Source organism: Paraburkholderia fungorum (genome assembly GCF_046027605.1).
Lineage (GTDB): Bacteria > Pseudomonadota > Gammaproteobacteria > Burkholderiales > Burkholderiaceae > Paraburkholderia > Paraburkholderia fungorum_F.
On the sequence record NZ_JAQQEF010000004.1, the window covers coordinates 39,007 to 50,675 of the forward strand.

Annotated in this window: 10 protein-coding genes; all 10 read left to right on the forward strand. The window is 62.2% G+C overall.

Going from position 1 to position 11,669, the window contains the following annotated elements; genetic code table 11:
- The first annotated feature begins 388 nt into the window (after positions 1–388).
- The gene (locus tag PQR53_RS08870; protein WP_408452406.1) at positions 389–940 is read left to right on the forward strand and encodes a hypothetical protein; all 552 of its coding nucleotides are present in this window, start codon (positions 389–391) and stop codon (positions 938–940) included.
- A 21-nt stretch (positions 941–961) separates the two neighbouring features.
- A complete protein-coding gene (locus PQR53_RS08875) occupies positions 962–1,915 on the forward strand; it encodes a patatin-like phospholipase family protein (RefSeq protein WP_408452408.1) in 954 nt (317 codons plus the stop codon).
- Positions 1,916–3,251: 1,336 nt separating this feature from the next.
- Positions 3,252–3,941, forward strand: coding sequence for an ABC transporter permease (locus tag PQR53_RS08880; RefSeq protein WP_012432581.1), 690 nt, complete (start codon positions 3,252–3,254; stop codon positions 3,939–3,941).
- A 4-nt stretch (positions 3,942–3,945) separates the two neighbouring features.
- On the forward strand, positions 3,946–4,659 hold the full coding sequence (locus tag PQR53_RS08885) for an ABC transporter permease (RefSeq protein ID WP_408452410.1): 714 nt from the start codon (positions 3,946–3,948) through the stop codon (positions 4,657–4,659).
- An 84-nt stretch (positions 4,660–4,743) separates the two neighbouring features.
- A complete protein-coding gene (locus PQR53_RS08890) occupies positions 4,744–5,535 on the forward strand; it encodes an ABC transporter ATP-binding protein (RefSeq protein ID WP_179741802.1) in 792 nt (263 codons plus the stop codon).
- A 48-nt stretch (positions 5,536–5,583) separates the two neighbouring features.
- Entirely contained in the window at positions 5,584–6,633 is a 1,050-nt protein-coding gene (locus PQR53_RS08895; protein WP_408452824.1) for a GlxA family transcriptional regulator, read from the forward strand.
- 132 nt (positions 6,634–6,765) lie between these two features.
- Entirely contained in the window at positions 6,766–8,001 is a 1,236-nt protein-coding gene (locus PQR53_RS08900; RefSeq protein ID WP_408452412.1) for an aspartate aminotransferase family protein, read from the forward strand.
- 106 nt (positions 8,002–8,107) lie between these two features.
- The gene (aruF, locus tag PQR53_RS08905; protein WP_408452826.1) at positions 8,108–9,166 is read left to right on the forward strand and encodes an arginine/ornithine succinyltransferase subunit alpha; all 1,059 of its coding nucleotides are present in this window, start codon (positions 8,108–8,110) and stop codon (positions 9,164–9,166) included.
- Entirely contained in the window at positions 9,163–10,200 is a 1,038-nt protein-coding gene (gene astA, locus PQR53_RS08910) for an arginine N-succinyltransferase (RefSeq protein ID WP_408452414.1), read from the forward strand. The genes aruF and astA overlap by 4 nt, the downstream gene beginning before the upstream one ends.
- 2 nt (positions 10,201–10,202) lie before the next feature.
- On the forward strand, positions 10,203–11,666 hold the full coding sequence (astD, locus tag PQR53_RS08915) for a succinylglutamate-semialdehyde dehydrogenase (protein WP_408452416.1): 1,464 nt from the start codon (positions 10,203–10,205) through the stop codon (positions 11,664–11,666).
- Positions 11,667–11,669 lie beyond the last annotated feature (3 nt).

The window sequence follows — 11,669 nt, forward strand, 5'->3', positions numbered from 1 at the left end:
ACGGAGCCACTCACCCACACACACCCGCCGCCCACGCACCTGGTGACTTACCGACTCACCGACTCACCGACTCACCGACTCACCGACTCACCGACTCACCGACTTACCGACTCACCGACTTACCAACTTACCGACTTACCAACTTACCGACTTACCGACTTACCGACTTACCAACCCACCAACCCACCAACCCACCAACCCACCAACCCACCAACCAACCCCACCGCCCGCCTTGCCGGCCTCGCTCGCGGTTTTTTCCGTGCGCGGTTATCCTGTAGCACGTCGGACGGACGTCCTCTTGGGGCGCCCTGAAGTCAGTCTCCCTGGAGACGCCCTACACAACGGGATGCCGGCGAACTGTGCTTCGCATCCGTACAGGAAACTCGCCGTGAGCCTCAAATTGCTTATCGTCATGATGCTGGCCGCGTGCTTTGCACTGACCGGCTGCGACGACCAACAGAGCGACCGCGCCGTGCAAAAACTCAAGGAATTCTTTAACGCCGTCAAGCCGGATGCTTTATTGCTCAAGAACATGACGCCGGGCGTCACGACCGAGGCACAGATTCGCGATCAGATGGGCAAGCCGGAAACCGAGCGCACTTTTACCGACGGGTCGAAGCGCTTCGAATATCCGCGCGGCCCGCAAGGGCTGAATACGTACATGGTCGACATCGACCGTGACGGTAAATTGCAAGCCATCACCCAGGTGCTGACGGCCGCCAACTTCGGCAAGATTCGCATCGGCATGACCGAAGACGAAGTGCGCCGCCTGCTTGGCAAGCCCGGCCAGATCGCCGTGTTTCCGCTAAAGCCGGAAACCGTGTGGAGCTGGAAGTGGCGTGAGGGCGGCGTGACCGAAGAAGGTATATTCAACGTGCACTTCGATCAATATCACAAGGTGTACACGACATCGCGCTCGGACGTGATACGCGGGCGATAGCCGATAAAAGGCGGGGAAGAAATGATACGTCGACGTCGATACAGCCGGATCGGGCTGGTGTTGGGGGGCGGTGCCGCACGAGGTTGGGCGCATATCGGCGCGATTCGCGCGTTGCATGATGCGGGCATCAAGCCGGATGTGGTGTGCGGCACGTCGATCGGCGCATTGGTCGGCGCCGTGTATGCAAACGGCGATCTCGACTGGCTCGAAGAGTGGGTTTCTCGGCTCACCTGGCAAACGGTGGTGCGGCTGCTCGATCTGCGTTTTTCGGGCGGTTTGCTCGGCGGGCGCAAGGTGATCCAGATATTCGCGGACAAATTCGCCGGCCGCTCGATTGCGCAGCTGAACATGCCGTTCGCGGCGGTGGCCACCGAACTCGATTCGGGCCGCGAGAGCTGGTTGCAGGACGGCAGCGTGGTCGACGCGGTGCGCGCCTCGATTGCGATCCCGGGGATTTTCACGCCGGTGTTTTACAACGGCGTGTGGCTGGTGGATGGCGGCTTGAGCAATCCGGTGCCGGTCTCGGTGGCGCGCGGTATGCGGGCGGACTGCGTGATCGCTGTCGATCTGAACAACGATATTCTGAATGGCCGCGATTTCGGCGGCGCGGTGGTCGATACGCCGGCGCTCGATCCGGATGCGCCGCCGCCGGTCGCGCTGCGCCGCAACGGCAAGCCTTGGCCACGCTGGCTAGCGCCTGCCGAAGTGCGTGCTACCGATGATGTACGCGTGCCGCCGGCGCCGAGTGCGCGAGTGCCGTCGATGCTCAGTTCGATCGCGCAGAGCATCGACATCATGCAGGTGCGAATTACGAGGAGTCGGCTGGCTGGCGAGCCGGCGGATATTCTGATCCAGCCGCGGCTGGGCGGAATGGGGATTTTTGATTTTCACCGGGCGGGGCCGGCTATGGAGGAGGGGCGCGCGGCAGTTGAGTATATGTTGCCCGCGATTCGGGCTCGGTTAGGGATGGAGTAAGGGGTTCTTTTTTGCCTGCGCGGCGCTTGGTTGTCTGTTTGCCTGCGGCGGTGGCCCTTCCTTGGTTCGTTTGCCCGCGCGGCGCTTATTGTCTGTGTGCCTATGGCGTTGGCCTTTCCTTGATTTGTTAGTGGTCTATTAGCGTCGCCCCTGTGCGGGGCAGGCACCTACTTTTCTTTGCCTGCCGCAAAGAAAAGTAGGCAAAAGAAAGCGGCTCAAACCGCTAATTCTTAAGCGGATCCCCCGCACAGTCGCGGTAGTGGTACATCTGGAATCTGGGTTCTCGCACATTCGGCTCTCGTGACAAGGGCGTCATACTTCCCGCCTCGCACTGCGTGCTCGCCGGAAGGAGCCACTGAGAACACGGGGCTTCGTTCATGCACGCCGGGGCCACAGGCTTCGCTTGGCTCATCATTGCGTTTTCGCGCTCACATTTCATTTCGCGCCGAAGCCGCAGCGCGTATCGTCTTTTCGCTTTCGCTTTCGCTTTCGCTTTCGCTTTCGCTTTCGCTTTCGCTTTCGCCTTCGCCCCTCTGCCTTCTTGCCTCTGTGCCCTCCCGGCCTCTCAGTTTTCCGCTGCGGTGGCTCTTGCTTGGCTCTTGCTTGGCGCTTGCTCGTTCCCGCTGCTGGTTGGGTGCGTCGCCGAGGCGACGCCGATGGTTCCCACTGCGCACGAACGAAGCCACAGCATCGATGATTGACCCTTCCGGCGAGCACGTAGTGCGAGGCGGGAAGTATGACTGCCTGGTCACTAACGTCGAATGTGCGAGAACCCAGATTCCAGATGTACCACTACCGTGGCTGTGCGGGGGACCCGCTTAAGAACTAGCGGTGTGAGCTGCTTTCTCTTGCCTACTTCTCTTTGCAGCCGGCAAAGAGAAGTAGGTGCCGCCCCGCACAGGGGCAACGCTAATAAACCAATAAGAAATCAAGCAAAGGCCAACGCCGTACGCATGCAGCCAAAAGCGCCGAGCGGGCAACCAGATCAAGGAAAGCCCAGCACCGCATCCCAGCACCGCATGCATACACCTTACGCCGTAGGCAAACATCAACAAGAGCCCACCGCAAGGCCTCCAACCTCTATCGAAAAAGCGACCCAAAACCTGCAAAATCCCTCAATCTCGCGCAGCGCTCGAACCCCATCTCTCCTGCAAAACCACGCCCGGGCAAGCTTCCGCCGCGCCAGGCGGCCCCTTGCTGCACCGCAGCACACCCCAACCCTCTCTTTGAGAAAATAATTCCGGCTTGCGAGACTCCGCGCCATACCGGATGGGTCGCCGCAACCACACCCCGACCCCATCCATCACATCCTCAATAAACCTGGATGGAGACACGCGTGTTCCTTTACGGCTTTGGTCCGGTGTTGCTAGCCGGCACGATCCAGACGATCGAGCTGTCCGTCCTGTCGCTGGCAGCCGCCGTGCTGCTCGGCCTCGCGGGCGCAGCAGCTAAACTCTCCTTCAATCGCCCCCTGCGGGCAATCGCCACCGGCTATACGACACTGATCCGCTCGGTGCCCGACCTCGTCCTGATGCTGCTGCTCTTCTACAGCATCCAGATCGCCGTCAACAATCTTACCGACGCCCTCAACCTGCCGCAGTTCGATATCGATCCGTTCGTGGCCGGTGTGCTGACGCTCGGCTTCATCTACGGCGCGTATTTCACCGAGACCTTCCGCGGCGCGTTTCTCGCGGTGCCGCGCGGTCAGCTCGAAGCAGGCAGCGCGTACGGCATGAGCGGCGCACGCGTGTTCACGCGCATCCTGTTTCCGCAGATGATGCGCTTCGCGCTGCCCGGCATCGGCAACAACTGGCAGGTGCTGGTCAAGGCCACCGCGCTGGTGTCGATCATCGGCCTCGCCGATGTCGTCAAAGCCGCCCAGGACGCCGGCAAGAGCACCTTCAACATGTTCTTCTTCATTCTGGTCGCCGCCCTGATCTATCTGGCGATCACCACCGCGTCGAATCTCGTGCTGATCTGGCTGGAAAAGCGCTATTCAATCGGCGTGCGGCACGCGGAGCTCTAAGACTATGATCGATATTCTCAATCAATTCTGGCGCGCATTCCTGTACTGGGACGGTCAGCGCCTGTCCGGCCTGGCGGTCACGCTATGGCTGCTGGTGGCATCGGTCGGGATCGGCTTTTGCGCGGCTATTCCGCTAGCGGTGGCGCGCGTGTCGAAGAAGCGCTGGCTGTCGACACCCGTGCGTCTTTACACTTACGTGTTTCGCGGCACACCGTTGTACGTGCAACTGTTGCTGATCTACACCGGCATGTACAGCCTCGAATTCGTGCGCTCGCATCAACTGCTGGATGCGTTCTTCCGCAGCGGTTTTCACTGCGCGATCCTCGCCTTCGCACTGAACACCTGCGCGTACACCACCGAAATCTTCGCCGGCGCGATCCGCTCGACCTCGCATGGCGAAGTGGAAGCGGCCCGTGCTTATGGCATGAGCTGGTTCACGATGTATCGCCGCATTGTGATACCGTCCGCGCTGCGCCGGGCGCTGCCGTTGTACAGTAACGAAGTCATCCTGATGCTGCACGCCACCACGGTCGCGTTTACGGCCACGGAGCCGGACATCCTGAAGGTGGCGCGCGATGCGAATTCAGCCACGTACCGGTCGTTCGATTCGTTCGGGCTCGCGGCGCTGATTTACCTGGTGGTGTCGTTCGCGCTGGTAGCGTTGTTCCGCCGTGCCGAGCGTCATTGGCTGGGCTACCTGGCAGTGCGCACGCACTGACGAGGCGTGTTCCGATCCAGCGGCGCGGCTGGCGTGCGCCGTCACGTAGTTTGATTTGATCCGTATTTTCAAAGGGAGAGCATCTTGCTCCACACCACTCAAACCGAAGCTTGCAAGCTCGCCGTTCAGGATATCCACAAGCGCTACGGCGACAACGAGGTGCTCAAGGGTGTGTCGCTGAACGCGAACAAGGGTGACGTGATCAGCATCATCGGTGCGAGCGGGTCGGGTAAGAGCACCTTTCTGCGCTGCATCAATTTTCTGGAGCGGCCGAACGCGGGGCAGATCGTCGTCGACGGCGAAATGGTGAAAACCAAGGCCGACCGCGCCGGCAATCTGGAAGTCGCCGATCACAAGCAGCTGCAACGCATCCGGACGAAACTCGCGATGGTGTTCCAGCACTTCAACTTGTGGGCGCACATGAACGTGATCGAGAACATCGTCGAAGCACCGATTCATGTGCTCGGCATGTCGCGTCGCGAAGCCGAAGAAAGGGCGCGTGAATATCTCGAGAAGGTGGGTCTCGCGCCGCGTCTGGAAAAACAGTATCCGTCGCATCTGTCGGGCGGTCAGCAGCAGCGCGTGGCCATTGCCCGCGCGCTGGCGATGAACCCTGACGTGATGCTGTTCGACGAACCCACTTCGGCGCTCGACCCCGAACTGGTCGGCGAAGTGCTGAAGGTGATGCAGAAGCTCGCCGAAGAAGGCCGCACGATGATCGTCGTCACCCACGAAATGGGTTTCGCGCGCAACGTGTCGAATCACGTGATGTTTCTGCACCAGGGCCGTACCGAAGAAGAGGGCTTGCCCGCCGACGTACTGACCACGCCGCGCAGCGAACGGCTCAAGCAGTTCCTGTCCGGCAGTCTGAAGTAACGCGCGGCTCGCGCTTTTCGCGCTTCATTCGGGTTTGATCAATAGATGATGGCTCGCACATCCAGCCCGGCTCGCACCACGCAGGTCGCAATCGTCGCGTTGCCGCCGGTGTCGATGTCGGGCGTCGGGCCGATCGTCGACGCGCTCAATCTCGCCAACGAAATCGACGGCCGGGCGCTATACCGCGTGCAGGTGTGTTCGTGGGACGGCCGCGCGGTGCCCTTGTCGGGCGGCGCGCAATGGCCGGCTGATGCCGCTTTCGGCGATGCGATCTCGTGTGACTGGCTGATCATCGTCAGCGAGCGGTTCCAGCAATTCGCCGACTACCGGCTGTTTCTTGCCAGTTTGTCGCGCGTCGGACAGCGCACGCCGCTCGTCACCGGCATTCATCACGGCGTCTGGTGGCTTGCCATGGCGGGGCAGTTGTCCGGCTATCGGGTCAGCGTCAACTGGGAAACCTATCAGCAGTTCTCCGAGCAGTTCGAACGCTCGATCGTCACCCAGCAGATTTTCGAAATCGACCGTGATCGCGCAACGTGCGCGGGCGGTCAGGCCACCGTCGACTTCATGCTGGCGATGATCGGCCGCGATCATGGGCCTGAACTCGCGGACCGGATTGCCGACACGCTAGGCGTCGGCGTGCTGCGCGCGGGCGAGGAGCGGCAGCGCATTCCGTTCGTGACCGCGCCGGGCGAGCGCCATCCGCGTCTGAACGATGCGCTGATGTTGATGGAAGCGAATATCGAAGACCCGCTGACCACCGATGAAATCGCGGGTCTCGTCAGCGTCTCGCGGCGGCAGTTGGAGCGGCTGTTTCGCCAGTATCTCGGCTCGATGCCGTCCAAATACTATCTTGGCCTGCGGCTTTCGAAAGCGCGCACGCAATTGCAGCGCACCAGCAAATCGGTGGTGCAGATCAGTCTCGCTTGCGGATTTTCGTCGGCGGCGCACTTTTCGAATGCTTACCGCGAACGCTTTGGTGTCACACCGCGCGAGGATCGTCGTAACTGGATCGACAAGCAGACCGGCGCGACGGGCGCCGCGGCCAGTGAGCCGCGGCCGGCCGCGTTGATCGAACGGCCCGACGAGGCGGACTAATCGACGCGCTTGCGCTCCGCTTGCGACCGATCCGCCCGGAAGCTCATAGAAAGCGTCGCGTATGCGCAAGACGTATCGGCCGCGGTTTCCTACACTACGTGTATTACCTCTCAACTGTAACGAGGATTTGCCATGAACGACCTGACTGTGACACGCCAGACCTTCGACGAAGTCATGGTGCCGGTGTTTTCGCCCGCCGCCTTCGTACCGGATCGCGGTCTCGGCTCACGCGTCTGGGATACGCAAGGCCGCGACTATATCGATTTCGCCGGCGGTATCGCGGTGACCGCGCTCGGTCATGCGCATCCTGAACTGCTGAAAGTGCTGCACGAACAGGGTGGCAAGCTGTGGCACATCGGTAACGGTTACACCAATGAACCGGTGCTGCGTCTGGCTAAACGTCTCGAAGACCTGACCTTCGCCGACCGCGCATTCTTCGCCAACTCGGGCGCGGAAGCGAACGAAGCCGCGCTGAAGCTGGCGCGCCGCGTCGCGTTCGAGCGTCATGGCGCGGACAAAATCGAAATCATCTCGTTTACGCAGTCGTTCCATGGCCGTACGTTCTTCACCGTCAGCGTGGGTGGCCAGCCGAAGTATTCCGAAGGCTTTGGCCCGGTGCCGGCCGGCATCATCCATCTGCCGTACAACGATATCGAAGCGGCCAGGAAAGCGATCGGCGCGAAGACGTGCGCGGTGATCGTCGAGCCGATCCAGGGCGAAGGCGGCGTGATCCCGGCCGATCCGGCGTTCCTGAAGGCCTTGCGCGAAGCCTGCGATCAGCACGGCGCACTGCTGATTTTCGACGAGGTACAAACGGGTGTGGGCCGCAGCGGCTATTTCTACGCGTATGAGGACACCGGCGTGACGCCGGACATCCTGACCACCGCGAAGGCGCTCGGCAACGGTTTCCCGATCGGCGCGATGCTGACCACCAACGAACTGGCCGCGCACTTCAAGGTCGGCGTGCATGGCACGACTTACGGCGGCAATCCGCTGGGCGCGGCGATCGCGGAGAAGGTGGTCGAGCTGATCAGCGACCCAAAGGTGCTCGAAGGCGTGCGCAGCCGCAGCGAAGCATTGAAAGGCCACCTCGCAAAGCTCAATGAACGCTTTGGCCTGTTCAAGGAAGTGCGCGGCAAGGGCCTGTTGATCGGCGCTGAATTGACCGATGCGTTCAAGGGCCGCGCCAAAGATTTCGTCACTGCCGCGGGTCAGCATGGCGTGATCATGCTGATGGCGGGCCCGGACGTGCTGCGTTTCGTGCCGTCGCTGATCATGCCGCTCGACGATATGAACGAAGGCTTCGCGCGTCTGGCCAAGGCGATCGAAGAGGTTGTCGGCGTGAAAGCCGAAACGGCTTCACATTGAGCCACGGCACTGAGCCACGGCATTGATTCACAGCATTGAGCCACGACACTGAGCCGAAGCACGGAGTCATTGCATTGATCATGCGTCACATTCAACAGGAACGATGATGCTCTTCGTACGCCCAAGCCGCCTCGCGGATCTCGATGCGCTCGAACATATGGCGCGCACCGCGCAACCGGTGCTGCATTCGCTGCCGCACGACCGGCGCGCGCTCGAAGCGCGCGTCGCGTTGTCGGAAGACTCGTTTCGCGCGGACGTGGATTTTCCGGGCGAGGAGTTCTATCTGTTCGTGCTCGAGGATGCGCAGAGCGGCAAGCTGATGGGTACGGCGAGTGTTGTCGCCGCAGCCGGGTATTCGGACCCGTTCTACGCGTTTCGCAACGACGCACTGATTCACGCGTCGCGCGAATTGCACGTGAACCGCAAGATTCACGCGCTGACCATGTCGCATGAATTGACCGGCAAGAGCCGCCTGGCGGGATACTACATCGATCCGTCGTTGCGCGGCGATGCGGCCGCGCATCTGATGTCGCGGGCGCGGATGATGTACATCGCCGCCAATCGCAAGCGTTTCACATCGGAAGTGTTCTCGCTGCTGCTCGGCGTCACGGACGACTCCGGCGTGTCGCCGTTCTGGGAAGCGGTGGGCCGCAAATTCTTCGGCCGCAACTTCGCCGACATCGAAATCGAATCGGGTGGCCGCAGCCGCACCTTCATCGCCGAAGTGATGCCGACCTATCCCATCTACGTGCCGTTGCTGCCGGAAGCGGCCCAGCGCGTGCTCGGCGAGCCCGATTCGAAAGCATTGCTCGCGTATGAGATTCATCTTGAAGAAGGCTTCGAGACGGATCGCTTCATCGATATTTTCGACGCGGGTCCGGTGCTGACCGCGCAGGTGGATCGCAGCGCCTGCGTGACGCGCAATGAAACGCGTGTGGTGCGGGAAGCCAGCGCGGCTGCCGGCGGCTCGACGTATCTGATCGCGCATAACGGCGCGGATGGCGAGTTTCGCTGCGTGCTCGGTGAATTGCCGGGCGACAAAACAGGCGGTGCGTCGTTGTCGCATGCGGCGCGTGCCGCACTCGGCGTGCAGGAGGGCGATGCGGTACGCTGCGTGCCGCTGCATCAGCCGCATCAGGAAGAATTGACGGGAGACGCACAATGATCGTCGTTCGCGTTGTGCAACGAGGCGATGTGGACGCGCTCATGCGGCTGGCGCAAGAGACCGGGCCCGGTCTCACGACTTTCAAGCCGGATCGCGAGGCACTGGCGGCGCGGGTGGAACGTGCGCGCCGCACGATGGAAGACAAGGCCGAACCGCACGAAGCGGGTTACTTCTTCGTGATGGAAGACACCGAGACCGGCGACGTGGCCGGTGTATGCGGCATCGAAACAGCAGTGGGTCTGCAGCAACCGTTTTACAACTACCGCGTGAGCACGGTCGTGCACGCGAGTCAGGATCTCGGGATCTGGACTCGCATGCGCGCGCTGAATATTTCGCATGACCTCACGGGTTATGCCGAAGTGTGTTCGCTGTTCTTGAGCCCGCGTTACCGCACGAGCGGGGTAGGCGGTTTGTTGTCGCGTTCGCGCTTCATGTTTCTCGCGCAGTTTCGCGAGCGCTTTCCGCAGCGTCTGTGCGCGGAATTACGCGGTCATTTCGATGCGGAAGGCACCTCGCCGTTCTGGCGCGCGGTCGGCTCGCATTTTTATCAGATCGATTTCAACGCCGCGGACTATCTGAGCTCGCACGGCCGTAAGGCGTTTCTCGCTGAGCTGATGCCGCGCTATCCGGTATATGTCGAGTTGCTGCCGGAAGAAGCGCAGGAATGCGTCGGCCTCACGCATAGCGACACGATTCCGGCGCGCCGCATGCTCGAATCGGAGGGGCTGCGCTACGAGAATCACGTCGATATTTTCGACGCAGGCCCGGTGCTCGAATGCCATATCGCCGACTTGCGCACGGTGCGCGAAAGCGTGGTGGTGCCGGTCGAAATCGGCGACGTGCCGGCGGGCGCGCCGCAGGATGCGCCGCGTTCGCTGGTATCGAATACGTCGCTGGGCGACTTTCGCGTCGGCGCCGCCGCGGGCGTGCCGCAAGGCGGCGTGTTCCGCATGAGCGCTGCCGAGGCGGCCGCGCTCGACGTCAAGGCAGGCGACCCGGTGCGGGTGCTGCCGCTGAAACACAAACAAGGATGATCATGAGCGAGCTTTTCATCGACGGCGAATGGGCCGCCGGCACAGGACCCGCATTCGCGTCGCGTAACCCGGGGACGGGCGCAACGGTTTGGGAAGGCAACAGCGCCTCGGCGGACGACGTCGATCGTGCGGTACGCAGTGCGCGGCGCGCGTTTGCCGGGTGGTCGGCGTTGAGCCTCGACGAGCGGTGCGGTGCGGTACGCCGCTTCGCCGCGCTCGTGACCGAACGCAAGGAAGCGCTGGCCGAAGCGATCGGCCGCGAGACCGGCAAGCCGCTGTGGGAAGCGCGCACGGAAGCGGCTTCGATGGCGGCGAAGGTCGAGATTTCGATTCAGGCCTACAACGAGCGCACCGGCGAAAAGCGTTCGCCGATGGCCGATGGCACGGCTGTGTTGCGGCACCGTCCGCATGGCGTGGTCGCGGTGTTCGGGCCGTACAACTTTCCGGGCCATTTGCCGAACGGGCATATCGTGCCGGCGCTGATCGCGGGTAATGCGGTGGTGTTCAAGCCGTCCGAGCTCGCGCCGGGCGTGGCGGCGCTCACGGTGCAGATCTGGCGCGATGCGGGCTTGCCCGCGGGCGTGCTGAACCTCGTGCAAGGTGAGAAAGAGACGGGCATTGCGCTTGCCAACCATCGGCAGATCGACGGTTTGTTCTTTACGGGTAGTTCGGATACCGGAACATTGCTGCATAAACAATTCGGCGGCCGTCCGGAGATTGTCCTCGCGTTGGAGATGGGCGGCAATAATCCGCTCGTGATCGGCCCGGTGGCGGATGTCGACGCCGCTGTGCATCACACGATTCAGTCGGCGTTTCTGTCGGCAGGGCAGCGCTGTACGTGCGCGCGCCGTATTTTCGTACCGAACGACGCGTTCGGCGACCGTTTTGTGGAGCGCCTGACCGAAGTGACTTCGCGCATCAGCGTTGGCGAATATAACGCCGATCCGCAGCCGTTCATGGGCGCGGTGATTTCCGCGCGGGCGGCTTCGCGTCTGGTCGCGGCACAGGAGCGTTTGCTGGCCGATGGTGCGAAAGCGCTGCTGAAGATGGAGCAGCGCGATCCGAAACTCGGCTTCGTCACGCCCGCGATTCTCGACGTGACCGCTGTGAAGGACCTGCCGGACGAAGAACATTTCGGTCCGCTGGCGCAGATCATCCGTTACGGCAGCTTCGAAGAAGCGCTCGACAAAGCCAACGACACCGAGTTCGGTCTTTCCGCCGGCCTGCTCGCCGACGACGAAGCGCTGTGGACGCATTTCCAGCGCACCATCCGCGCGGGCATCGTCAACTGGAACCGGCCGACCAACGGGGCGTCGTCGGGTGCGCCGTTCGGTGGCCCGGGGCGTTCGGGCAATCACCGGCCGAGCGCGTACTACGCCGCCGACTACTGCGCGTATCCGATGGCGTCCGTCGAAAGCGCGCAACTGCAAATGCCCGCGAGCGTCTCGCCGGGTCTTCAATTCTAAGGA